Here is a 24,115-nt window from a genome sequence, read left to right on the forward strand (position 1 = left end):
CGCTAAAGGCAAGACCAAGATGGCAGTTATTGGCGCCTGCATGCGCAAACTGGCCCACCTGTGTTTTGGCGTTGTACACACAGGCAGGCCATACGACCCAAATTACGCTATGTGATGCTTGACGGGCGAGACGGTATCTACGATTCACCATGCCGTCGGGCGGGCGTAACAACGGATCGTCCATAATTGCGTAGGGTGGGCGCCCCGTGCCCACCAAACGCATGCGTTTCGGCGACGTCACGGTGGGGCCGGTCGCCCCGGTGTCACATCGTTGTAATCCCATCAAGATAGAGTGCGCCCCGTTTCCACCACAACGGGATCCATCTTGAAACGCAACCACGTACTTCTCGCGGCCTTGGCCGCCGCCGGCCTGACCGGCTGCGGCGAGCCATCCACGCCCGCCAACGTCATCCCCGAAGGCACGACCGTCACCCTCGCCCTGCTCGAGACCACCGACATCCACTCGAACGTCCTCGGCTACAACTATTATTCGCTCGCCGCCGACCCCACGCTGGGCCTCGACCGCACGGCCACGCTCATCCAGCAGGCGCGCGCCGAGACGCCGAACAACCTGCTGTTCGACGACGGCGACGTCATCCAGGGCACCCTGCTGGCCGACCTGCAGGCCGTCACGTCGCCCGTGAAGTGCAGCGACACGCTCGCCGTGCACAAGGCGATGAACACGCTGAAGTACGACGCGGGCGGCCTGGGGAACCACGAATTCAACTACGGCCTGCCGTTCCTCAGCCAGGTCACGAACACCGACTTCGGCATCCCGGGCGTGTCGAAACCGAGCGGCACCTGCGGCGGGCCGAACTTCCCGCTCGTGCTGTCGAACGTGACGGCCGTCGCCACCGGCAAGACGATCTATGAACCGTACCGCATCCTGGCGCGCAACTTCACGGCGACGAAGCCGAACGGCGAGACGATGCCCGTCACCGTCAACGTGGGCGTGATGAGCTTCGTGCCGCCGCAGATCCTCGACTGGGACCAGAAGAACCTGGCCGGCAAGGTCGCCGTCGGCGGGGCCGTCGAAGCGGCGAAACAGTACGTGCCGGAGATGCGCGGCAAGGGCGCGGACCTCGTCGTCGCGCTGTCGCACGGTGGCCTCGACACGGGCGCGTACAGCCCGAAGATGGAAAACCAGAGCTACTACCTGAGCACGACCGGCATCGACGCGCTCCTGATCGGCCACGCCCACCTCATCTTCCCGAAGGGGAAAGAAACGGGCGCGCCCGCGCTGGATCCGTCGTTCGCCGCGATCCCGGCAGCGGCCAAGGTCGACGCCGTGAAGGGCTTCGTCAACGGCGTGCCGACCGTGATGGCGCAAAGCTGGGGCCGGCGCCTCGGCATCATCAAGATGACGCTCGCCTACCAGGGCGGGAAATGGGTCGTGCAGCCGGCGCAGACGACCGTCGAATCGCGCGGCTTCAAGTACAAGGACGGCACGACCATCGTCGCCGCCGACCCGGCCATCGCGGCCGCCGTGCAGGCCGAGCACCAGGCCACGATCGCGTACGCGAAGCAGCCGCTGGGCGTGGCGACGGACTTCGAGATGTCCTCGTATTTCGCGCTCGCCGGCGACGTGTCGGCCATCCAGCTCGTGAACCAGGCGCAGATCGACTACGTCAAGAACGCCATCGCCACCAGTACGGACGCCGCGCTGTCGAGCTACAAGACTATCCCGGTCATCTCGTGCAGCGCGCCGTTCAAGGCGGGCCGCAACGGGCCCTCCGACTTCACGGACGTGGCGCCGGGCGCGACGCCGGCCGCACCCGTCGGCCTACAGGTGCGCAACCCGGGCGACCTTTACCTGTACAGCAACAACAACCTGCAGGCCGTGAAGATCAAGGGATCCGACCTCAAGGCCTGGCTGGAGACGTCCGCGAAGCAGTTCGCACGCATCGACCCGGCGGCCACCGGCGAGCAGGACCTCGTCCCGTCGTACGGCACGATCTACAACTACGACGTGTTCTACGCCGAGGGCAACGCGCTGCAGTACCAGATCGACGTGACGAAGCCGGTCGGCAGCCGCATCGTCAACCTGACGTACCAGGGCAAGCCGGTGGCGGACACGGACGACTTCATCGTCGCCACCAACGACTACCGCGCGGGCGGCGGCGGCAACTTCCCCGGCATCGACGGCAGCAAGACGATCATCAAGTCGCCGGACGCCAACCAGGCCGTCGTCAGCAACTACCTGCAGAAGATCGGCGCGGCCACCGGCAAGGTCACGCTCGCGGCCAACGGCGGCGCGCGCAGCTGGACCTTCGTGAAGACGGCGACCGCCGGCCCCGTGATCCTGCGCTCGGCGCCGGGTCACCTGCCGCTGGCGCAGGCGGCGGGTCTCGCAAACGTCACGGCCGAGGGCGGGCTGGACGCGAGCGGCTTCGCCAAGTACGCGATCGACCTGTCGAAGTAAGCCGGCATGATCATCCGTACCATGCGCGCGTGGCTGGCCGCCGCGCTGCTGTCGATCCTCGTCGCCGGCTGCGGACGCGCGCCGCTGCCGGCCGAGATCGAGGCTGTCTCGATGGACGCGGTCCAGCGCGGCGACGCCGCCGCCGAGCGGCGCCTGCAGGCCTGGGCCGGCGACGGCCTGCCGGTGGCCGAGCGTGAACTCGCCCTGCTGTACCGCACGCGCCATCGGGACGACCAGGCGCGCGCCTTGTTCATGCGCGCCGCGCGCCAGGGCGACGCGGAGTCGGCCTGGCAGCTGGGCGAACTGGAACGCGAGCGTTCCCGGGACGACGGCGCCGGCGCGCGCGCCGCGCAGTGGTATCGCCAGGCCGCTCGGCAGGGCCACGCCAGGGCCGCGCTGGGGCTCGCGCTGCTGCTCAAGAACGGGACCGGCGTCCCGGTCGACAAGGCGGCCGCCGCGCACTGGCTGGGCGTGGCCGCGCAGGCGGGCGACGCGCATGCGATGTTCCTGCTGTCGAACGCGTATGCGGACGGCGACGGCGTGCCGGCCGACCCACGCCGCGCGCGCGACCTGCTGGAGCGCGCCGCCGACCACGAGTATCCGGCCGCGATCCAGCAACTGGCGCTCGTCAAGCAGACGGGCGACGCCCTCACGCCCAAGGACGCCGCGGAAGCGGACCAGTTGCTAAAAGAAGGGGCGGAACACCGGCGCAGCAACGCGCGCCGGTTCTGACCCGCCGCCCGTTCCGGACACTGTTCCGGTGAACTTGTTAGCTTGACATCGATCCTACCGTGTGACCGCCATTCTCCAAAGAATGGCAAACTCTGGCAGTTGAGTTTTACGGAGGTATCGAATGCGCGTGGTAAGCTGGAATATTCACTGGGGCTGTGGGAGGGACGGGCGCATCCGCATCCACGCAATCATCGATGTGCTGCGCAAGCTGAATCCCGACGTGATCTGCCTGCAGGAAGTGGCGGCCAACCATCCAGAACTGGACGGGAGCGCCAGCGCGAGCCAGTTCAAGCAGCTCGCCGGCGCGTTCGGCGGGTATCACATGATCGAGCAGGCGCCGAGCGAAATCTACCGCAACAACCTGCCGCGCCAGTTCGGCAATATGCTGTTGTCCAAATTCCGCATCACCCAGGCGCAACGTCACATGCTGCCGTGGCCCGTCGATCCGGAACACCCGGCCGGCATGCCGCGCGGGATGATCGAAACGGTGCTGGAAGCGCCCGGCGGCAAGCTGCGCGTGCTGACGACGCACCTCGAGTACTATTCGCCGCTGCAGCGCCGCGCGCAGGTGCGCCGCATCCGCGAACTGCACGAGGAAGCGTGCGCCCGCGCCGCCGTCTACCAGCCGGATCCCGCGCTCGAGCCGCCGTTCCAGCTCGGTTTCCGGCCCGGCACCGCGATCTACTGCGGCGACTTCAATTTCGAACCGGACTCGGACGACTACCGGGCCCTGGTGGCGCCCGCGCCGGCCGGCACCCTGGGTTTGCTGGATGCGTGGCGCCTGCGCCACGGCGACATGGCGCGCGCCCCGACGGCCGGCCTGCACGGCTTCAAGTGGCCCGAAAAGCCCGATTGCTACGATTATTTCTTCGTCACGGAAGACCTCGCCGGGCGCGTGGTCGACATGGGCGTGCAGTCCGAGACGTCGGCCTCGGACCACCAGCCCATCGTGCTGGACCTGGGCTGAACCGGCCGGGCGCTCATGCGGGCGCTTATGCGGCCGGTTCCTCGTCCTGCTCGAGTTCCTCGTCCTGCTGGGCGATCTGGCGCAGCGCCTGCTCGAACACCTCGGGCGGCTGGCCGCCGGAGATCAGGTGGCGCTGGTTGATCACGATCGCGGGCACCGAGCGGATGCCGGCGCGCTGCCAGTAATACTCGAGCTGGCGCACCTCGTCGGCATACGCATTCGATTCCAGCACCTGGCGCGCCGCGTCGACGTCGAGGCCGGCCTCACCCGCCATGCGCAGCAGCACGTCGTGCGCGCCCGGGTTCTCCCCTTGCGTGAAATACGCCTCGAACAGCTTTTCCTTCAGCGCCTGCTGGCGGCCCTGGCCTTCCGCCCAGTGCAGCAGGCGGTGCGCGTCGAAGGTATTGTAGATGCGGCCGCGTTTGCCCATGTCGAACGTGAAGCCGACGGCCTCGCCGCGCTGGCGGATCATCTCGCGCGATTGTTCCTGCTGGGCGGGCGTGGCGCCGTATTTCTCGGCGATGTGTTCGGAGATGTCCTGGCCCTCGGGCCCCATCCCGGGGTTCAGCTCGAAAGGCTGGAAGTGCATGTCGACCGTAATGTCGTCGGACACCCGGTCCAGCGCCTGCTCGAGCGATTTCAGGCCGATCGCGCACCACGGGCACGACACATCCGACACGAAATCGATTCTCATCTGCTTGCTCACTTGTTCACCGCCTTTCTAAATTCGGGGTCAGAGCACATTTTCCGCCAAATTCGGGGTCAGAGCACTTTCTGAAGAAATGTCGCTGCGGTGGCGCCCAACGTGGAATCGCCGGTCGCGCGCGGTGAACCCGGCTGCGGCAAGGCGCGCAACCCGTCATCGCATGGGGTAAGAGTACTCGGGAGTCATTGCCACAAAAAGTGCTCTGACCCCGAATTTTGGAAAAAAAATGCTCTGACCCCGAATTATTTTTTGCGGGGGGTGGCTTTGGGGGCGGTCGTGGCGCCCTTCGATTTGCTGCCGATCCGCGATTCCTTGCCGGCCAGGAGATTGCTGATGTTGCTGCCGTGGCGGTACAGCAGCAAGAGGCTCATCACGATGACGGCAAACAGTTTTTCGTCGGCACCGAACAAGAGGCCGTAGTAGAACGGTGCGAAGATCGCCGCCACCAGCGCGGCCAGCGACGAGTAACGGAACGCGTAGGCGACGACGAGCCACGTCACCAGCGTCGCCAGGCCGAGCCAGACGTTCAGGCCCAGCAGCACACCCAGCGCCGTCGCGACGCCCTTGCCGCCGACGAAGCGGAAGAACACGGGCCACAGGTGCCCCAGGAAGACCGCGATGGCCACCAGGGCCACGCCGCCGTCCTCGACGCCGAACCGCTCGCCGAAGTGGCTCGCCAGCCACACGGCCAGCCAGCCCTTGGCGCAGTCGCCGGCGAGCGTCGCGATGGCCGCCTTCTTGCTGCCCGAGCGCAGGACATTGGTGGCGCCCGGGTTCTTCGAGCCGTAGGTGCGCGGGTCGGCCAGGCCGAACAGGTGGCTCGCCACGACGGCGAAGGAAATCGAGCCGATCAGGTAGGCTGCGATGGTGAACAGAATTGTGTACATGAGTGTCTTTCTTAACCCCTACGGGCTTAATCCCGGCCAGGGATCTGGCGCGCAAGAATATACACCATCGGCCGAGCCCGGCGATAGTCGGACAAGCCGTCAATCCGCCAACGCGCAATGCACGGGCCGGGCTTGCAGCACGTCGACGAGCACGGCAGGCGCGATCCCGACGAGGAAGCCGCGCCGTCCGCCATTGATATAGATCTTGTCCAGCTGCAGGATGCTCTCCTCGACATACACCGGCATCGCCTTGCGCACGCCGAACGGCGACGTCCCGCCCACCATGTAGCCGGAATGGCGCTGGGCGACGTCCGGCTTGCACGGCTCGACGGATTTGCACGGGATGGCGCGCGCCAGGTTCTTCGTCGAGACCTTGCAATCGCCATGCATCAGCACGATCAGCGGACGCGCCGCCTCGTCCTGCATCACGAGCGTCTTGACGACGGCGTGCTCAGCCACGCCCAGCTCGCGCGCCGACACGGCCGTGCCGCCATGTTCTTCATACTCATACGGGTGCTCCGAGAAGACGACACCATGCTTGCGCAGGAACTGTGTCGCGGGGGTTTCGGAGATATGCTCTTTCTTGGCCATGCGTGTTACGCTAAATGCAAACGGAGGAGTTGCTTATTATGCAGCAAGAGATTCGCTTTGCCACCTTCAACGTGTGTAACCTCGCGCCGCCGGGCGCCCAGCTGTACGACAACCTGGAACCGAGCACCCCCGAGGAATACGAAGCGAAGATTGCCTGGACCGCGCACCAGATCGACATGCTCGGCGCCGACGTCATCGGTTTCCAGGAAGTGTTCTCCCAGGCCGCGCTGGCCGAGGCGCTGTCGCGCACGCGGCGCTTCCGCGATGCCGTGCACGTCGGCTTCGATCCCGATCCGGACGCCGAAAAGCTCACGCCCAGCGTCGCCCTCGCCTCGCGCCTGCCGCTGGCGGACGCGCCGCGCCAACTGCCCTATTTCCCACCCGGGATCGCGATGCCGCCCGGCAACCGCGATCCGGAACGCTTCACGCGCGCCCCGCTGCACACGGCGATCCAGCTGACACCGGATCTCGTCGCCGACGTGGTGGTCGTGCACCTCAAGTCGCGCCGTCCCGACTACCGCGCGGGCGACACGGGCGACGATCCGCAGCTGTACGCGCTGGCGTCGCTGCGCTCGCTGATCCGGCGCGGCACGGAGGCGGCCGCGTTGCGCGTGCTGCTGACCGGGATCGGGCACGAGCACCACCGCCCCCGCATCGTGCTGGGCGACTTCAACGACGTGGCCGACGCGGTCACGACCGGCATCGTGCTGGGCATCGGCGCACCGAGCGGCGACCGTCTGTATGACGCCTGCCAGTTGCAGGGCCGCCAGGACCTGTTGCGCCACGTCGGATTTTCCAATGTGCATGATGGGTATCACACGACGATCGACCATATCCTCGTGTCGGCGGAATTCAATCGCGCCTTGCCGGGCGCGCTGGGCGAAGTCGTCGACGTCGTGTACCTGAACGACCATCTCGACCTCGGGTTGCCGGAGGCGTCCGATCACGGGCAGGTGCTGGCGCGGTTGCGCTTGTTCGAGCGACCCGGGACGCCGGACGGCGACGGTTGAATTTGGTCCGCATGTAACGTAGGGTGGGCGCCCCGCGCCCACCATATGCATCACCAATAACCGTTCGTCCAACCACACGCGCGTCCGTGCCGGATTTTGCGCAGTTCAGCGTCCCTTTTGCACCGCCCGTCGCATTCCGATAGCGGTTCGTCATCGTCAAACCTACCATGCTTTCATGCGCCGGGAGCTCCATCCTGCCCCGCAGGACGGAGCACTTGCGCTCCCCTTTTCCGCTCGCGCTTACCACACATAAAGAACAATCATGAAGATCGAGTCCCTGCCCCTGTCCGCCGAACAGCCCACCCCGCCGCGCCGGCGCACCAAGGTCGTCGCATTGACGCTGCTCGCCGTCGCGCTGGCCGGCGCCGGCGGCTACGCGCTGACGCACCGCGCCGCGCCGCCCGCGCAGGCGGCCGCGCCGGCAAAGGCGGCAGCGGATCCGGTGCATGAGCTGTCGCCGCGCGACATCGCCCGCGTCGAGGCGCGGCCGCTGGCCGTCACGCTGCCGGTCACGGGTTCCCTGATGCCGCTGTCGCAAGCCACCGTCAAGTCGAAGGTCTCGGGCATCGTGCTGTCCACCACCGTGCAGGAAGGCATGGACGTCAAGGCCGGCCAGGTGATCGCGCAACTCGACCCCGCCGAGGCCCGCGCCCGCGTCGCCCAGCAGCGGGCCATGCTCGCCGACGCCCAGGCGCGCCTCGCGCTGGCCCGGAAAAACCTGAGCAACAGCGCTTCGCTGCTCAAGCAGAATTTCATCGCGCAGAACGCGTACGACACGTCCGCGAACGCCGTCGACCTGGCGCAGGCCGCCGTCGACGCCGCGCGCGCCCAGCTGGACCTGGCGCGCATCGCGCTGGCCGACACGACCATCCACGCGCCGCTGTCGGGCGTCGTCAGCAAGCGTCTCGCGCAGGCCGGCGAAAAGCTGGCGCCGGACAGCCCCGTGTTCGCGATCGTCGACCTGAAACACCTGACGCTCGACGCGCAAGTCCCCGCCTCCGACATCCCGCGCATCCGCGTCGGCCAGGACGTGCGGTTCAAGGTCGACGGCTTCGACGGCAAGACCTTCGCGGGCAAGGTCGCGCGCATCAACCCGGCCACGGAAGCGGGCTCGCGCGCCATGATCGTCTACGTGGACGTGGCGAATCCGGACGGCCTGCTGCGCGCCGGCATGTTCGCCAAGGGCACCATCGTCACCGAGAAGTCGGCCGCGCATCCGTTGCTGCCGATCGGCGCCGTGCGCCAGGATCACGGCCGCGACGTCGTCTACCGCGTCGACGCCGGCAAGGTCGTCGTGCAGCCCGTGAAGCTGGGCCTGCGCAACCCCGACGAAGGTCTCGTCGAAGCGCTCGACGGCCTGGACGCCGGCGCGACGGTGCTGGCCGTGCCGCTGGACGACGTCAAGCCGGGCAGCCGTGTCAAGCTGCCGGATGCGGCCACCGCGAACGCAGGCGCGGCCCCCGCGCGGAAAGGCTGAGCCATGTGGATCACCCGCACCAGCATCAAGTATCCCGTCTTCGCCACGATGGTGATGGTCGGCCTGATGGTGCTCGGCCTGTTCGCGTACCGCGGCCTCGGCGTCGAGAGCATGCCGAACATCGAGATCCCGGCCGTGTTCATCGAGACGCAGTATCCGGGCGCCTCGCCCGCGCAGGTCGAGAACGACGTCACCCGCCCGATCGAGGAAGCGGCCAACACGGTCGGCGGCATCAAGACCATCCGCAGCACGTCGTGGGAAGGCCGCTCCGGGGTCGGCATCGAATTCCAGCTGACCGTCGACATGAACCGCGCCGTGCAGGACCTGCGCGACCGCATCGGCACCGTCCGCGGCGGCTTCCCGCGTGAAGTGAAGGAACCGGTCGTCTACCGCGAGGAAGGCGAGAACACGCAGCCGGTGATCCTGCTGTCGCTGACGTCGCACGAGCGCAGCCTGCGCGACCTGTCGATGCTGACCGACCAGGTGATCGTCAAGCGCCTGCAGGCCGTGGCCGGCATGGGCCAGATCCGCGTCAACGGCAAGCAGGACCGCCAGGTGCTCGTCGACATCCGCCCGGACCAGCTCAAGAGCCTGGACGTGGGCATCGACGAGGTGATGAGCGCCATCGCGGCCACCAACGCTAACCTGCCGGCCGGCCGCATCAGCCGCGGCGCGCGCGAGAACCTCGTGCGCATCGAAGGCAAGATGAAGGAGGCGGCCGACTTCAAGCGCATCGTCGTCGCCAACCGCACGGGCGGTCCGATCTACCTGGGCCAGGTGGCCGACATCTCGGACGGCGCCGCCGAGGAACAGTCGATCTCGCGCGTGAACGGCGAGCGCGCCATCACGCTGGAGATCGCGAAGATCCAGGACGCCAACACGGTCCAGGTGGGCAACGGCGTGCGCGCCGCCATCGACGCGATGAAGGACAGCCTGCCGAAGGACATCCAGTTCCGCATCCTGGACGACAAGGCGAAGAACGTGCAGGGCCAGGTCGACAACGTCAAGGACACCATCCTGGAAGGCGCGCTGCTGACGATGGTGATCGTGTTCTTCTTCCTGCACTCGTGGCGCAGCACGATCATCACGGGCCTCACCTTGCCGATCTCGGTGCTGGCCAGCTTCATCGCGATGAAGTGGTTCGGCTTCACGCTGAACTTCCTCACCCTGATGGCGCTGTCGCTGTGCATCGGCCTGTTGATCGACGACGCCATCGTCGTGCGCGAAAACATCGTGCGCCACCTCGGCATGGGCAAGAACCACGTGCGCGCCGCGGAAGATGGCACGGGCGAGATCGGCCTCGCCGTGATGGCGACGACGTTCGCCATCGTCGCCGTGTTCGTGCCGATCGCGTTCATGAAGGGCATCATCGGCCGCTTCTTCCTGCAGTTCGGGATCACGGTCGCGGTGGCCGTGCTGGTGTCGCTGTTCGTCAGCTTCACGCTCGACCCGATGCTGTCGTCCGTGTGGCCCGATCCGGTCAAGGACCGCTTCAAGTACCTGCCCTGGCTGGGCCGCCTGATGGCGCGCATCGAGCACGGCATCGAGTGGCTGCACCACGTGTACGCGAAGGTGCTGGCGCTGGCGCTGGGCTGGCGCAAATCGACCCTGCTGCTCGCGGTCGTGCTGTTCGTGGGCAGCCTGATGCTGGTGCCGAAGATCGGCGGCGAATTCGTGCCGCAGGTCGACGACGGCTTCATCCAGCTGCGCCTGAAGACGCCGATCGGCTCCAGCCTCGACTACTCGGACGCCAAGCTGCGCCAGGCCGAGGCCGCGCTGGCCGAGTTCAAGGAAATCGAAAGCGTCTCGACCATCATCGGCTCGTGGGAAGGCCGCAACTATTCGCAGGTGAACCTCAAGCTGACGGACGTGCACAAGACGCACCGCCGCTCGCAGCAGGAAATGGAGAAGGTCATCCGCGCGCGCCTGGAAAAGATCGCCGGCGTATCGCTGACGGTCGGCCAGCGCCCCATCTTCATCGCCATCCTCGGCACCGACGAGGCCAAGCTGGACGCCGTCGCCCACACGCTGATGGACAAGATGCGCAAGATCCGCGGCGTGGCCGACATCGAGTACAGCCAGGAAGGCGCGAACCCGGCGACCATCGTGAAGATCAACCACGAGCTGGCGTCCGACCTGGGCCTGACCGTGCAGCAGATCGGCACGGCGCTGCGTCCGTTCGTCGCCGGCGACCAGACCAACCGCTGGCTCGCGCCGGACGGCCAGAACTACGAAGTCAACGTGCAGCTGCCGAAATCGGGCCGCGAAAAGGTGGCCGACCTGGCCGACCTGTCGGTGGCGTCGAGCAAGCTCGATGCGGCCGGCAACCCGATCATGGTGCCGCTGCGCCAGGTCGTGCAATTCATCCCGTCGACGAGCCCGCAGATGCTCAAGCGCCAGGCCCTGCAGCGCCGCGTCGCGATCTACGCCGGCCTCGAAGGCCGTCCGCTCGGCGACGTGATGGGCGACGTGAACAAGGCGATGAAGTCGATCGCCCTGCCGGACGGCGTGCGCTTCGACGTCTCCGGCGACGCCCAGCAGATGGACGAAACGATGGCCGGCTTCGGCGTCGCACTGGGCATCGCCGTGATCTTCATCTACCTCGTGCTGGCGTCGCAGTTCGGCAGCTTCCTGCAGCCGATCGCGATCATGGTGTCGCTGCCGCTGTCGCTGATCGGCGTGCTCGTCGCGCTGCTCGTCACGAAGACGACGCTGAACATCTTCTCGGTGATCGGCATCGTGATGCTGATGGGCCTCGTGACGAAGAACGCGATCCTGCTGGTGGACTTCGCCAACCACGGCCAGCGCGCGGGACGCAACCAGTTCGATGCGCTGATGGAAGCGGGCCAGGTGCGCCTGCGCCCGATCCTGATGACGACGCTGGCCATGATCTTCGGCATGTTGCCGATGGCGATCGGCATGGGCGAAGGCGGCGAAACGCAGGCGCCGATGGGCCGCGCCGTGATCGGCGGCGTGATCACGTCGACCTTGCTCACGCTGGTCGTCGTGCCGGTGGCGTACACCTATCTCGACAGCCTGGGCAAGCGGGTGGCCGCGTGGTTCAAGCGCGGGCGCGAGGAAGAGGTGGCGGAGGGCAACGAGCGGGCGGCGTGACGCGGCTCATCCCGGAACGAGCGCCTGTTGCACCCGATGGCTGTCGACGTACTGTTCCATGCGCACGATCTTGCCATCCTTTAAGTGGTACAGGTGCGCGAAGCTCGCTGTCATGGGCTTGCCGGTCTTGCGGTACGTGCCCCGATCTGCTCGAGCCCCACATAGGTGCCCGCGTACGGGAATCCGGCCGCCTCCGTCCAGTGCGCGTCCGGTGCCAGCGCGGCCTGCAGGTGGCGGGAAACCCGTTCAGCCCCACTTCATTTCACCCTTGACCACCTTGGCACCGATCTCCAGTGCCTGGACCATGCCGGCCGCCGGATAGCGCTGCTTCATCGCGGCGATCAGCGCCGCGCTGTCCGCTGCCTTGGCGACCTCTTCCTCGAAGGCCAGCAGGTAGTCGCGGGTATGGCTGACCGCAGAAACGTCCGGCGCCGCATCGACCGCCATGTGGCCCGGGACCACGACGGCCGGCGCGCGGGCGGCGATCGCCTCGAGGTTCCCGACCCAGGCGGCACGTGCCTGCGGCGTCGGCGTGTCGGCCGTCCAGACGTGCAGGCCCGCGAAGACCAGCACGCCACCGAATACGGCCTGCAGCGACGGCACCCAGAGGTAGCGGCGATTTTCCATCCCCTGCGCGGCGACGATCTCGATGCGGTGGCCTTCCAGGTCCAGGGCGTCGCCATCGAAGGCTTCGGGCATGACGATGTCCGCCAGCGCCTGCGGGCCGTTTTCCTTCAGCTGCGGCCCCCACACGGCCAGCTTCTTCTCGACGTTCGCCTTGATCGCCGCGATCGTGGCCGATGCCGCGATAACCTTGGCGGCGGGAAAGGCGGCCTTGACGGGTCCCAGGCTGAAGTAATAGTCGGGGTCGCTCTGGCTGATATAGATGGTCGTCAGCGTCTTGCCCGAGGCCCTGATCGCCTCGACCGCCGCGCGGCCGTCCGGCAGGGAGAAACCGCCGTCGATCAGGACGGCTTCCGTGGCACCGGACAGCAGCACCGGCGCGCGGAAGAAACCCTGTTCGCCGGCGGGCAGCGCATGCCATTGCAACGGCGCGGCAAGTTGATCCAGGAAATCGCGGGGATCGGGGTAGACGGTGCTGGCTTGGAGCAATTCCTGGTGGTCACCGGAATCGAGGACAAAGCTCGGGACGCCGCGCGCACCGAACCGCGACATCATCGTTTGCGCCTCGTCGATCCGGGACCGGGCGGCCGCGCGCAGCGCGTCGTCGGGTGCCTGGAGCCGTTGCGCAGCCTCGACCAGGTCCAGCGAGTCCAGCACCCGGCGAAGCACGTCCAGCTGCGTGATGTCGCGCCCTTCGACGTAGCGGGCATGCTGGATCGCCTTCAGCGCGTCCACCTCGCGCCCGGGCGCCGTCAGCCAGACGGCCGTCAGGGCCAGGGTGGCCGGACCGCTGTCCAACATCTGCCCGCGGTCGCCCAGCACCTGCTCGCGGTAGCTCTGCGAAAAGGGCTGGCCCGTCAGGCGCTCGATGCGCTGGTCGTTGGACCACGCGTAGGCCGCGAACGCATCGTCCATCGGACGCGCGCCCGCGTCCTGGAACAAGCCGCTGGGTAAAAGCTTGAGCTGGACCGCGGCGGACTGCGAGAGCGTGGTCAACGCGGAACCGGCGCCGTAGCACCAGCCGCACAGCGGATCGAAGAGGTAGTACAGCGTACGAGTCATGGATGGGAGCCCCGGATGGATAGGATGAGGGGCATAATAGGGCGCAATGGCCAGAAGACAAACGACGTTCCGGTATACTTTCTGTATGCTAAAAGCGAACAATCATGCAGCCGCCGGCTCGAATGCCTTCTCGAACCTGAAGCGATTGGCCTACTTTGCCGCTGTGGTCGAGGCCGGCAGCTTCACCGCGGCGGCCGACCGCCTTGGCGTGACCAAGGCGGTTGTGAGCCAGCAGGTTGCACGGTTGGAACGGGACTTCCAGACGCAATTGCTGACGCGTACCACGCGCCGCGTCACCGCCACCGATGCCGGGCTGGCGTTCTACCAGCGCTGCGCGTTGATCTTGCGCGAAGCCGGCGATGCGTTCGACGAACTGGCCGACGTGTCCACGGAACCGACGGGCGTCCTGCGGCTGACCGCGCCGTTCGACTACGGGCTTGCGGCGGTCGTGCCGGCCGTCGTCGAGTTCTCGAAGCTCCACCCAGGGTGCAAGGTCGACGTCATCATGAGCGACCTGTCGCTCGACCTGCACGGCGGGGGCGTGGAGATGGCGATCCGCGCCGGCTGGCTGGCCGACCCGCAGTTGCAGGCGCGGCAGATCGGCAGCTTCCGTCAACTGCTGGTCGGCGCACCGGCATGGGCGCGGCGGCTGGACCGCAAACAAGGTCCCGAGCAGATCGCGGACCTGCCTTTCGTCGCCAACTCGGTCTTGAAGGCGCCCGAGCACTGGACGTTCGCAAACGCTCGGGGCCTGAGCCAGGCGGTGACCGTGGACCCGGCCATCCGCCTGGACGCGACGCTGGCGGTACGCGCCGCCGTATGCCTGGGCGCCGGCCTGTCGGTGCTGCCGGACTATGCCGTGGCAACCGAACTCGAGCAGGGCAAGCTCGTCCACCTGCTACCGCAATGGACACTGCCGAACGGCGGCATCCACGTGGTCTACCCGGCCGCGCGGTTCCGCTCCGCCAGGGTCAGGCAGTTTGTCGAAGTCTTGACCCAGATTCACCGGCAATGGGAAGCGCCGCGGGTCGCCAGCCAGGGCCCCAAGGACGACGGACATGCGCCCCCGCGAGCGCGACCCGGTCGATGAAGCTGTTCGGCCTTGCTTGAGGTACGAATGAAACGGCGCCGGGCGCCGACAAGCGATCAGGCAGGATGTTCCTGGTGCGTTTCTTCTCCGGAATCCTCGTCCAGCGCAGGCGCGTCCTCCCCGCCCTCGCCCTTGTGCAACTTCGCTTCCTGCTTCTTGCGCGCCTTTTCTTCGGCCTTGCGCTTCTTCTCCAACTCCCGCTGTCGTTTTTCGTACTGGAAATTCGTCTTGGCCATGCTCACCTCGAGACTGTCGTTGGAAAGGTCGTACCGGTCCATTATGGACCAGTCATCCCGCATCGTCTTGAGAATTAACCACGCGGGTGGTGTTGCGCGTGCAGGTGCTTCAGGCGCTCGCGCGCGACGTGCGTGTAAATCTGGGTCGTGGAGATGTCGGAATGGCCGAGCAACAACTGCACCACGCGGAGATCGGCGCCGTGGTTCAGCAAATGCGTGGCGAACGCGTGACGCAGGGTGTGGGGCGACAGCGGCGCCGTGATGCCCGCCTTCGCCGCATGCTTCTTGATGACGACCCAGAACATCTGGCGCGTCATCGGGCCGCCGCGGGCCGTCACGAACAGGGCGTCGTCGACCTGGCCGTCGAGGATGATCGCGCGCGCCTCCTTCATGTAGCGCTCCAGCCAGTATCTCGCCTGTTCGCCGAACGGCACGAGGCGCGTCTTGCTGCCCTTGCCCGTGATGCGCAGCACGCCGTCGTTCAGGCTCAGTTCGACCAGCTTCAAGGCGACCAGCTCCGACACGCGCAGGCCGCTCGCGTACATCAGTTCGAGCATCGTGCGCTCGCGCAGGCCGAGCGGGGTCGCCACGTCCGGCGCGGCCAGCAGGGCGTCGACCTGGGCTTCCGTCAGCGTGTGCACGAAGCGCTGCGGCTGTTTCGCCGACGCCATGTTCAAGCACGGGTCGGCGGCGACGCGGCGGTCGCGCAGCGCCAGCTGGTAAAAACGCTTCAGGACGGACAGGCGGCGGTTGGCCGAACTGGGTTTCGTGTCTTCGTGGCGCTCGGCGAAATACGCGGCGATGTCCTGCGGCAGGACCGCGTACAGGTCGGGCCGGTCGGGACGCTTGACTTCGAGCCAGCGCGCGAACAGGCGCAAGTCGCGCCGGTAGGCGTCGAGGGAATTCTTCGCGAGGCCGTGCTCGAGCCAGAGCGCGTCGCAGAACGCGTCGATCAGGGGAAGATTGACTGCTGCTGCCATGGCATCTCGAGCGCCAGCGCGCCTTCGTGGCGCAGCAGCCAACGCTTGATCCCGAGCTGGAATCCGTGTTCATCGTCGCTGCTGGAAAAACCGCCCAGGCCCCCGGACGCCGTCACGCGGTGGCACGGGATCACGAGCGGGAACCAGTTGGCGCCGCACGCCTGGCCGACGGCGCGCGGGGCCGATTCCAGCTGCTTGGCGATCTGGCCGTAGGTGCGCACGCTGCCGCGCGGGATCGCGCAGATCGTGTCCCAGACGCGGCGCTGGAACGCGCTGCCGGCCTCTTTCAACGGCAGGTCGAAACGGAAATCGGCATCCTCGAAATAGCGCGCCAGTTGCAGGGCGGCCTGCTCGGCGACGGCATCCTGCGCCGATTTTTCCTGGTAATGCGGCGGCAGGTAGACCAGTTCGCGCAGCCGTCCGTCTTCGGTCCGGATGCCCATCGCCCCGAACGGCGCCGCGATGATGGCGCTGAAAATCTCGCTGCCTTGTTGTGTGTTCATCGATGCAGTGTAAGACCGGGCCCGCGCGATCGCAAGTCTTGCTCCGGGCAAAAAAAAACGCACCCGTAGGTGCGTTTCCAATTTGGTCACGTTTTCGGCTGCCTGGTCATTGCCGGCTGCATCATGTAAAACGTGTGTCTCCTCCTAACTATTTTTCGGTAAAGTTTGTACTTACCGCTTTCTTTTCCCTCTCCCAAATCGTATTCGGTTCGCTTTATCGCACCAGGTTGGTGCCAAAAGGTGCCCCATCATAACGCAACCGAATAGGAAAAGCGTAGTTTTTTATATACATTCACGAAATATATTTCGGTCATAAGCCCCTATGACATGTCATAAAACAGTCTACCGCGATGTTTCATTGATTCAAGGCAACTAACAGCCGCGCCGTCATGTTACCAGGCCCTGGCCGTCATCGGCGCGGTCACCCGCGCCGTCGTCCGGTTGATCGCATCGATCAAATCCTTGCCGATCCGCCCTTCCACCTGCTTCTGCACGGGCAGCAGGACCTGGCGCCACTCGGCCTGTTCCTGCGGCGTCAGCGTATGGATTTTCGTCTTGCCGGTCTTGCGGATCGCTTCCAGCGCGGCGTCGTTGTCGCGCTGGGCGATGGTTTTTTCGAAGGCCGTCGCCTCGCGCATCGCCTGCTCCAGTTCTTCGCGGATATCGCGCGGCAGACCGTCCCAGAATTTCTTGTTGACGATGACGGCGTACCCGAGATAGCCGTGGTTCGACACCGTCACGTACTTCTGCACATCGTGCATCTTTTGCGTGTACATGTTCGACGGCGGATTCTCCGTGCCGTCCACGATGTGGGCCTGCAGGGCCGGATAGACGTCGGAAAACGCCAGCACCTCGGGAATCGCGCCGAGCGCGCGCATCTGGGCCTCGAGCACCTTGGAGCCCTGGATACGCATCCTGAGGCCGCGGAAATCCGCCGGCGTGTGCAGCGGCCGGTTGGCCGACATCACCTTGAATCCGTTGTCCCAGTAGGCCAGTCCCGTGATGCCCTTGGATTCCAGTTTCTGCAACAGGCTCTTGCCGATCGGTCCCTCCGTCACGGCATACAGCGCCGCCTTGGTCGGAAAGACATACGGCAGGTCGAAGGCCTCGAATTCCTTCACGCCCAGCGGCGCGAACTTGGCCAGCGACGGCGCCAGCATCTGCACGGCGCCCAGTTGCAGGGCTTCCAGCTCTTCCTTGTCCTTGTACAACTGGCTGTTCGGATAGACTTCGACACGGACCCGGCCGTGGGTCAATTGTTCCGCCAGGACGCGGAACCGTTCGGCCGCCTGGCCCTTCGGTGTGTCGGGTGCCACGACGTGGCTGAACTTGATGACGATGGGGGGCTGGGCCCGCACGCCGCCGGCGCCAAGGCCGGCCAGAACGGCGAACGCGGCCAGCAGGGCTTTGATACGCATAGATTTCCTCATGCTGCGGTGTATATTCGGATACCGGCCACCAGTGTGCCCCGTGCGTCACGGCGCCGCTATCGTGGAAAACCACGACAGGCGGCCGGTAGTAAAAGATGAAACGTTATCACATGAAAACTTCCTTTACCTTGCCCCGGCCCGTCCCGGAAGGCCCGTGGCGCTGGCTGGTGCCGGTGTTGCTCGTGCTGCTGTTCCTGCTCGTCCTGCTGTGGCTGCCCTGGCAGGCGCGCCAGATGGAAAGCAACGAGCGCCAGGAGCAATTGATCGCCGACACCTTGTGGGTCGAGCAGACCTTGCGCTTCGAGCTGGCCCGCAGCGAGGAAGCGCTGGCCGCGCTGGGCGCCGACCTGGCCGTCGACACGCCGCCGCCGGCCGCCCTGCAGGCGCGCCTGGCGCAGATGTTCAAGAACGGGCACGAACTCCAGCGCATCATCTGGTACGACGCGAACGGCCAGGTCAAGGCGAGCCGCGGGCTGGAGCTGCCGCCCGAAGGTCTCACGCAATCGTCGCGCGACGCGGCCGCGATGGCGCGCAGCACCCGCCTGGGCCGCTACAGCGAACCGTACGGCGCGCGTGGCCTCGTGCACGGGCTGATCGACTTCCACCTGCCGCTGTACCACGCCGGCAAATACATGGGCAGCCTCGTCGCCACGTACAACTTGCAAACCTTGCTGGACGAAAACGTGCCGTGGTGGTTCGCCCAGGACAACGCCCTGTCCCTGCTCGACGGCGACGACCACGTCGTGGCGCAGCGCGCGGCCGGCGGGCCGGGGCGCGGCGTCTACACGCACAAGCGCGCGCTCGACTTGCCGGGATCGCAGATCGTGCTCGCCACCGACAGCGTCAAGGGCGCGCCCAAGCTGCTGCCGAACCTGCTGGTGGGTTCCGTGATCGTACTGGCGCTGGGCCTCGTGATCTCGCTCGTCGCGCTGTGGCGCCACATCGCGCGCACGATCGCGGCGGAAAACGCGCTGCGCCAGCAGATGGCCTTCCGCACGGCGATGGAAGATTCGCTGCTCACGGGCCTGCGCGCGCGCGACCTCGAAGGCCGCGTCACCTACGTCAACCCGGCGTTCTGCCGCATGGTCGGCCTGCCGCCGGAAGACCTGCTGGGCAAGATGCCGCCGATGCCCTACTGGGCGCCGGAAGCGATGACCGAATACGAAAGCCGCTTCCGCAAGGTGCTGTCCGGCCAGGTCACGCCGCAATTCGAAACCGTGTTCCAGCGCTCGGACGGCGTGCGCGTGCCCGTGCTCGTGTTCGAGGCGCCCCTCGTCGACGCCAACGGCCGCCACACCGGCTGGATGAGTTCCATCCTCGACATCACGGACCGCAAGCGCGCCGAGGAACTCAACCGCCAGCAGCAGGAAAAGCTGGAGACGAGCGCACGCCTGGCGACGATGGGCGAGATCTCGTCGATGCTGGCGCACGAACTGAACCAGCCGCTGGCCGCGATTGCGAGCTACACGGCGGGCGCGCTGAACGTGCTCGCGCGCGCGGACGGCGACGACGGCGCGCCGGTGGATGCCGGCATGCTCAAGCGCGCGCTGGAACAGGCGAACACGCAGGCGCGCCGCGCCGGCCAGATCATCCGCAGCGTGCACGAATTCGTCAAGAAGCGCGAGCCGCGCCGCGAAACCGTCGCCATTCCCAACGTCGTCGACGGCATCCGCGCCCTCGTCGAACTGCAGGCGCGCCAGAGCTACGTCAGCCTCTCGGTCGACGTCCCGCCCGACCTGCCGCCCGTGCTGGCGGACCGCGTGCTGATCGAACAGGTGCTGCTGAACCTCACGCGCAACGCGATCGAGGCGATGCAGGCCATCGATCCGGAGCGGCGCGTCCTGCGCATCACCGCGCACACCGGCGAGCAGGGCGAGGTGGCCGTGTCCGTGATCGACAACGGCCACGGCATCGCGCCGGAAGTGGCCGAGCGCCTGTTCTCGCCGTTCTTTTCGACGAAGGCCGAGGGCATGGGCATGGGCCTGTCGATCTGCCGCACGGCCATCGAATTCCACGGCGGCACCTTGACCCACGCGGCCAATCCGGGCGGCGGCACCGTCTTCACGTTCACCCTGCAGCAGGCCCAGACGGCCCCCGTCGCCTGAACCGTGATTTACAATAGGCCAAAAGAATAGAACACCCGGGAGACACCATGCTGCACATCGTCGACGACGAAGACGTCATCCGCGACGCCCTCGAATGGCTGGCGCAGTCGCGCGGACTGCCGGCCCGCGGCTACGCGGGCGGCCAGGCGTTTCTCGACGCCCTGGGCGACCGCTTCGTGGCGGATGCCGCACATGGCGACTGCGTCCTGCTGGACGTGCGCATGCCGGGCATGAACGGCATCGCCGTGTTCGACCAGCTGGTGGCGCGCGGCCTGCTGGCGCGCCTGCCCGTGATCTTCCTGACCGGCCACGGCGACGTGCCGATGGCCGTCGACTCCCTCAAGCGCGGCGCCTTCGATTTCTTCGAAAAACCGTTCAACGACAACCAGCTGATGGACCGCGTCGAGGAAGCGCTGGCCGCGTCGCGCAAGGCCGCGTCCAGCGACGCCATCCGCGCCCGCCTGGCCACGCTGTCGGCGCGCGAACGGGAGGTGCTCGACCTCATCCTGGCCGGCAACATGAACAAGGTCGTCGCCGACAAGCTCGGCATCAGCATGCGTACGGTCGAAGTGCACCGTGCCCACATTTTCGACAAGATGCAGGTCAAGACGGCCGTCGAGCTGGCCGGGTTGTTGAAGTAACACCCGCGCACGGCTGGCCGCGCGTCCTGTGCCGCGCGGGGTTCGCTTGTAAAATCAACCTGAACATGGAGTGGTCGAACTCACCACGTCGAAAAATTCTTTAGGGAACGCAGATGAGCGAGAAGACGATAGCCGACAAAATGTTCTTGAGGACCGCGAAATCGATGCTGATCCTGAACGGGAACGTCCACCCCGGCATGGTGTCGCAGATGCCGGCCAACCTGATCAGGAACGACGCGGACAAGGTGGACGTCGTGCTGCTGTTCGCGATGAACCGCAAGGAACTCGAACAATTCTTCCCCATCGCCAAGGAACGGCTCGGCGACAAAGGCTCGCTGTGGGTCGCCTACCTGAAGCAGACCGCCTCCAAGGCCACCGACATCAACCGCGACTCGATCAATGCCTATGCCAAGGAAAACGGCATCACGGGCGTCGCCATGATCTCGATCGACGGCGACTGGTCGGCGCTGCGCATGAAGCGCATCGAACTCTGACGCTCACACCGCGGCGCCGTGGCGCGCCAGCGCCCACGCGACGTGCTCGCGCACCAGCGCCGACGGGTGGTCCGCGCGGGCGCGCAAGGCGGCGATGATGGCATCGGCGGCATCGGCGTCGCCGCCGGCATTGCCCAGGCCCACGGCCAGGTTGCGCAGCCACCGCTCGTGGCCGATGCGGCGGATCGGGCTGCCTTCCAGGCGGCGGTTGAATTCCTCCTCGCTCCAGCCGAACAGCTCCACCAGTCCCGCCGCGCCCAGGCCGTTGCGCTCGTCGAAATCCGGCAGGCTCGAGCGCTGCGCGAACTTGTTCCACGGGCAGACCAGCTGGCAATCGTCGCAGCCGTAGATGCGGTTGCCGATCAGCGGCCGCAAGTCTTCCGGGATCGCGCCCTTGAGCTCGATGGTCAGGTAGGAAATGCAGCGGCGCGCATCCAGCCGGCCCGGGCCGAGGATGGCGCTCGTCGGGCATGCGTCGATGCAGGCGCTGCACTGGCCGCAGTGGGCGCCACCGGGCGCGTCGACGGGCAGCGGCAGGTCGACGAGGATCTCGCCGATGAAGAACGTGGAGCCGGCCGTGCGGCTCAGCAGCAAGGTGTGCTTGCCGCGCCAGCCGAGGCCCGCCTTCTGCGCCAGCGGCAGCTCCATCACGGGCGCGGAATCCGTGAACACGCGGTAGCCGTACTCGCCGACGGCAGCCCGGATGCGCTCCGCGAGCTGCTGCAGGCGGTTGCGCAACACCTTGTGGTAGTCGCGGCCGCGCGCATAGATCGACACGACGGCCGCCTGCGGATCTTCCTGGCGCAGGCGTTCGCGCGCGCGCCAGTCGGCCGGGGTCGCCATCGGCAGGTAGTCCATGCGCGCGCTGATCACGCGCACCGTGCCCGGCACCAGCTCGGCCGGGCGGGCGCGCTTCATGCCGTGGCTTGCCATATAATCCATGTCGCCGTGATGGCCCGCGTCCAGCCAGGCCCGCAGGCCCGCTTCCTGGTCGGCGAGATCGATGTCGGCGATGCGCACGTCGGCAAAGCCCAGCTCCGCGCCCCATGCCTTGATGGCCTGGGCGAGTGCGGGGAGATCGGGCGTGGCGGGCGACTGGGTGGCGGACATGGCGGACCTACAAACCTCATATTTTATTCGATGCAGCAGCAAGTGAATGCCTATCTTCCCGACGAATCGGCCACGCAAGCGTTGGGCGCCGCCCTCGCGCGCGCGCTGCGCCCGGGCCTCGTCATGTATCTCCACGGCGACCTCGGCGCCGGCAAGACGGCGCTCACGCGCGCCCTGCTGCACGCGGCCGGCCACAAGGGCGCCGTCAAGAGCCCGACCTATACGCTGTCCGAGCCATACCGCATCGACCTGGACGGCCGGCCCGTCAACGTGATCCACTACGATCTGTACCGCATGTCCAGCCCGGAGGAATTCCTCGACGCGGGCTTCCGGGAAGATTTCGACGGAAACAACATTTGCATCGTGGAATGGCCGGAAAAAGGCGAGCCGGTGTTGCCGCCGCCCGACGTTAAAGTGTTGCTTAAGGTCAGCGGACGCGGGCGTGAGGTAGAATTGCAGGCGTTGTCCGACCTGGGCCTGCTATGCCTCGAACGCCTGCACTACCCCCCGACACCCTGATTCCCGGCTCCTTGACGCGACGTACGATCCTGAAGGCCGGCGGCACGCTGCTGCTGTCCGTCATCGCGCCACTGCCGGCATCCGCCGCCCAGATCCTCGCCGTGCGCGTATGGCCGGCCGACGACTACACCCGCGTCACGCTGGAAAACGACGGCGAACTCAAGACGACGCACTTCATGGTGCCGGACCCGCCGCGCCTCGTCGTCGACATCGAAGGCCTGGCGCTGAACGAGACGCTGAAAAGCCTCGTCGCGAAGATCGAATCGAACGACCCGTACATCAGGCAGGTGCGCGTGGGCCAAAACCGGCCGAACGTCGTGCGCCTCGTGTTCGACCTGAAGGAAGAGGTCAAGCCGCAAGTGTTTACGCTGGCGCCCGTCGCCGGCTACCACCACCGCCTGATCTTCGACCTGTACCCGGTCAAGGAAGTGGACCCGTTGGCCGCCATGATCGCCAAGGAAAACTGGACCACGGAGGCGGCTCCCGTCACCCCGACCCCGGCCGGGCAACCGGGCGCGCCGGCCGTCGAGCAGGCCGGCCCGGACGCCATCGCCAGGCTGGAAGCGGACGCGGCCCGCGCCGCGGCTTCCCCCGTGCAACCGCAGCCGGCGACGCCGCAGCCGGCGACGCCGCAGCCCGCCGCCCATACCAAGGTGACGCCGGGCCAGAAAGTGATGCGCATGGTGACCATCGCCCTCGACCCCGGCCACGGCGGCGAAGACCCGGGCGCCACGGGCGCGACGGGCGTGCACGAGAAAGACATCGTGCTGTCGGTGGCGAAGCGCCTGAAGGCCAAGCTGGAAGGCTTGCCGAACACGCGCGTGATGCTGACGCGCGACGCCGACTTCTTCGTCCCCCTCGGCCAGCGCGTGGAAAAGGCGCGCAAGGTGCAAGCCGACCTGTTCGTGTCGATCCACGCCGACGCGTTCGTCGAGCGGACGGCGCGCGGCTCGTCCGTCTTCGTGCTGTCGGAAAAAGGCGCCAGCTCGAGCGCGGCGCGCTGGCTCGCGAACGACCAGAACAAGGCCGACCTGATCGGCGGCGTGAATCTCGACAACCACGACCGGCAGCTCGCGAGCGTGCTGATCGACCTGTCGCAGACGGCCCAGATCAACGACAGCATGAAACTCGGCAAGGCCGTGCTGACGGAGATCGGCGGCATCAACCGCCTGCACCGCGGTGTCGTCGAACAGGCCGGCTTCGCCGTGCTCAAGGCGCCGGACATCCCGTCGATCCTCGTCGAGACGGCGTTCATCTCGAACCCGGAGGAAGAAGCGCGGCTCAAGGACGATGCTTACCAGAACGAACTGGCCGACGCGATCACGAAAGGCATCAAACGCTACTTCGCGTACAATCCGCCGCTGGCGAAGAGCCGCATGACTTAACGGACGCCCGCGGGCGTCCCCCTGAGGAGG

Annotated in this window: 21 protein-coding genes and 1 pseudogene; 12 read left to right on the forward strand and 10 right to left on the reverse strand. The window is 66.7% G+C overall.

Annotation, left to right across the window (positions count from 1 at the left end):
• The first annotated feature begins 325 nt into the window (after positions 1 to 325).
• The 3 genes from ISF28_RS03025 to ISF28_RS03035 all read left to right on the forward strand — a co-directional run bounded on the left by ISF28_RS03025 (position 326) and on the right by ISF28_RS03035 (position 4,121).
• Positions 326 to 2,422, forward strand: coding sequence for a bifunctional 2',3'-cyclic-nucleotide 2'-phosphodiesterase/3'-nucleotidase (locus ISF28_RS03025; protein WP_198115692.1), 2,097 nt, complete (start codon positions 326 to 328; stop codon positions 2,420 to 2,422).
• Between the two features lie 6 nt (positions 2,423 to 2,428).
• Entirely contained in the window at positions 2,429 to 3,154 is a 726-nt protein-coding gene (locus ISF28_RS03030; RefSeq protein ID WP_198115693.1) for a tetratricopeptide repeat protein, read from the forward strand.
• 121 nt (positions 3,155 to 3,275) lie between these two features.
• Positions 3,276 to 4,121 carry an endonuclease/exonuclease/phosphatase family protein gene (locus ISF28_RS03035; protein WP_198115694.1) on the forward strand — a complete coding sequence of 282 codons (846 nt, stop codon included), beginning with the start codon at positions 3,276 to 3,278 and terminating at the stop codon, positions 4,119 to 4,121.
• A 25-nt stretch (positions 4,122 to 4,146) separates the two neighbouring features.
• Here the strand turns inward: ISF28_RS03035 and ISF28_RS03040 are convergent, their stop codons facing one another.
• The 3 genes from ISF28_RS03040 to ybaK all read right to left on the reverse strand — a co-directional run bounded on the left by ISF28_RS03040 (position 4,147) and on the right by ybaK (position 6,305).
• A complete protein-coding gene (locus ISF28_RS03040; protein WP_229518852.1) occupies positions 4,147 to 4,815 on the reverse strand; it encodes a DsbA family oxidoreductase in 669 nt (222 codons plus the stop codon).
• Positions 4,816 to 5,069: 254 nt separating this feature from the next.
• Positions 5,070 to 5,714: a glycerol-3-phosphate 1-O-acyltransferase PlsY gene (gene plsY, locus ISF28_RS03045; protein ID WP_198115696.1), complete on the reverse strand. Its 645-nt coding sequence runs from the start codon at positions 5,712 to 5,714 to the stop codon at positions 5,070 to 5,072.
• Between the two features lie 99 nt (positions 5,715 to 5,813).
• Entirely contained in the window at positions 5,814 to 6,305 is a 492-nt protein-coding gene (gene ybaK / locus ISF28_RS03050; RefSeq protein ID WP_198115697.1) for a Cys-tRNA(Pro) deacylase, read from the reverse strand.
• A 38-nt stretch (positions 6,306 to 6,343) separates the two neighbouring features.
• Here ybaK and ISF28_RS03055 point away from each other — a divergent pair, with 38 nt between their 5' ends.
• The 3 genes from ISF28_RS03055 (at position 6,344) to ISF28_RS03065 (ending at position 11,906) form a co-directional block, all read left to right on the forward strand.
• Complete coding sequence (locus ISF28_RS03055; RefSeq protein ID WP_198115698.1) at positions 6,344 to 7,315, forward strand: endonuclease/exonuclease/phosphatase family protein; 972 nt, start codon at positions 6,344 to 6,346, stop codon at positions 7,313 to 7,315.
• A 262-nt stretch (positions 7,316 to 7,577) separates the two neighbouring features.
• A complete protein-coding gene (locus ISF28_RS03060; RefSeq protein WP_198115699.1) occupies positions 7,578 to 8,792 on the forward strand; it encodes an efflux RND transporter periplasmic adaptor subunit in 1,215 nt (404 codons plus the stop codon).
• 3 nt (positions 8,793 to 8,795) lie between these two features.
• On the forward strand, positions 8,796 to 11,906 hold the full coding sequence (locus tag ISF28_RS03065; protein WP_198115700.1) for an efflux RND transporter permease subunit: 3,111 nt from the start codon (positions 8,796 to 8,798) through the stop codon (positions 11,904 to 11,906).
• A 246-nt stretch (positions 11,907 to 12,152) separates the two neighbouring features.
• Here ISF28_RS03065 and ISF28_RS03075 read toward each other — a convergent pair whose 3' ends face one another.
• Both ISF28_RS03075 and ISF28_RS30310 read right to left on the reverse strand, forming a co-directional pair.
• Positions 12,153 to 12,977, reverse strand: coding sequence for an MBL fold metallo-hydrolase (locus ISF28_RS03075; protein ID WP_229518885.1), 825 nt, complete (start codon positions 12,975 to 12,977; stop codon positions 12,153 to 12,155).
• A 69-nt stretch (positions 12,978 to 13,046) separates the two neighbouring features.
• A pseudogene (locus ISF28_RS30310) lies at positions 13,047 to 13,592 on the reverse strand (DsbA family protein); the annotation flags it as partial.
• Between the two features lie 85 nt (positions 13,593 to 13,677).
• Here ISF28_RS30310 and ISF28_RS03080 point away from each other — a divergent pair.
• On the forward strand, positions 13,678 to 14,682 hold the full coding sequence (locus ISF28_RS03080; RefSeq protein WP_198115701.1) for a LysR family transcriptional regulator: 1,005 nt from the start codon (positions 13,678 to 13,680) through the stop codon (positions 14,680 to 14,682).
• A gap of 56 nt (positions 14,683 to 14,738) precedes the next feature.
• Here the strand turns inward: ISF28_RS03080 and ISF28_RS03085 are convergent, their stop codons facing one another.
• The 4 genes from ISF28_RS03085 to ISF28_RS03100 all read right to left on the reverse strand — a co-directional run bounded on the left by ISF28_RS03085 (position 14,739) and on the right by ISF28_RS03100 (position 17,819).
• Positions 14,739 to 14,918: a hypothetical protein gene (locus ISF28_RS03085; RefSeq protein ID WP_198115702.1), complete on the reverse strand. Its 180-nt coding sequence runs from the start codon at positions 14,916 to 14,918 to the stop codon at positions 14,739 to 14,741.
• A 74-nt stretch (positions 14,919 to 14,992) separates the two neighbouring features.
• On the reverse strand, positions 14,993 to 15,898 hold the full coding sequence (xerD, locus tag ISF28_RS03090) for a site-specific tyrosine recombinase XerD (protein WP_198115703.1): 906 nt from the start codon (positions 15,896 to 15,898) through the stop codon (positions 14,993 to 14,995).
• Positions 15,871 to 16,401 (reverse strand): methylated-DNA--[protein]-cysteine S-methyltransferase, encoded by a 531-nt coding sequence (locus ISF28_RS03095; RefSeq protein WP_198115704.1) that lies wholly within the window; start codon positions 16,399 to 16,401, stop codon positions 15,871 to 15,873. The genes xerD and ISF28_RS03095 overlap by 28 nt, the downstream gene beginning before the upstream one ends.
• A 392-nt stretch (positions 16,402 to 16,793) precedes the next feature.
• Positions 16,794 to 17,819, reverse strand: coding sequence for a TRAP transporter substrate-binding protein (locus tag ISF28_RS03100; protein ID WP_198115705.1), 1,026 nt, complete (start codon positions 17,817 to 17,819; stop codon positions 16,794 to 16,796).
• A gap of 122 nt (positions 17,820 to 17,941) precedes the next feature.
• On the opposite strand from ISF28_RS03100, the gene ISF28_RS03105 reads away from it, so the two are divergent.
• From ISF28_RS03105 to ISF28_RS03115, 3 genes are all read left to right on the forward strand, one after another.
• Positions 17,942 to 19,936, forward strand: a complete 1,995-nt coding sequence (locus ISF28_RS03105) for a two-component system sensor histidine kinase NtrB (protein ID WP_198115706.1) — start codon at positions 17,942 to 17,944, stop codon at positions 19,934 to 19,936.
• 47 nt (positions 19,937 to 19,983) lie between these two features.
• Positions 19,984 to 20,577, forward strand: coding sequence for a response regulator transcription factor (locus ISF28_RS03110; protein WP_198115707.1), 594 nt, complete (start codon positions 19,984 to 19,986; stop codon positions 20,575 to 20,577).
• A 164-nt stretch (positions 20,578 to 20,741) separates the two neighbouring features.
• Positions 20,742 to 21,071 (forward strand): DUF3052 family protein, encoded by a 330-nt coding sequence (locus tag ISF28_RS03115; protein WP_229518853.1) that lies wholly within the window; start codon positions 20,742 to 20,744, stop codon positions 21,069 to 21,071.
• 3 nt (positions 21,072 to 21,074) lie between these two features.
• Here ISF28_RS03115 and queG read toward each other — a convergent pair whose 3' ends face one another.
• Positions 21,075 to 22,181, reverse strand: a complete 1,107-nt coding sequence (gene queG / locus ISF28_RS03120; RefSeq protein WP_198115709.1) for a tRNA epoxyqueuosine(34) reductase QueG — start codon at positions 22,179 to 22,181, stop codon at positions 21,075 to 21,077.
• Between the two features lie 30 nt (positions 22,182 to 22,211).
• On the opposite strand from queG, the gene tsaE reads away from it, so the two are divergent.
• Entirely contained in the window at positions 22,212 to 22,700 is a 489-nt protein-coding gene (gene tsaE / locus ISF28_RS03125) for a tRNA (adenosine(37)-N6)-threonylcarbamoyltransferase complex ATPase subunit type 1 TsaE (RefSeq protein WP_198115710.1), read from the forward strand.
• Positions 22,664 to 24,085 (forward strand): N-acetylmuramoyl-L-alanine amidase, encoded by a 1,422-nt coding sequence (locus ISF28_RS03130; protein ID WP_198115711.1) that lies wholly within the window; start codon positions 22,664 to 22,666, stop codon positions 24,083 to 24,085. Before tsaE ends, ISF28_RS03130 begins: the two co-directional genes overlap by 37 nt.
• Positions 24,086 to 24,115 lie beyond the last annotated feature (30 nt).

It is taken from the genome of Massilia rhizosphaerae, from assembly GCF_016093545.1.
Taxonomy (GTDB): domain Bacteria; phylum Pseudomonadota; class Gammaproteobacteria; order Burkholderiales; family Burkholderiaceae_D; genus Telluria; species Telluria rhizosphaerae.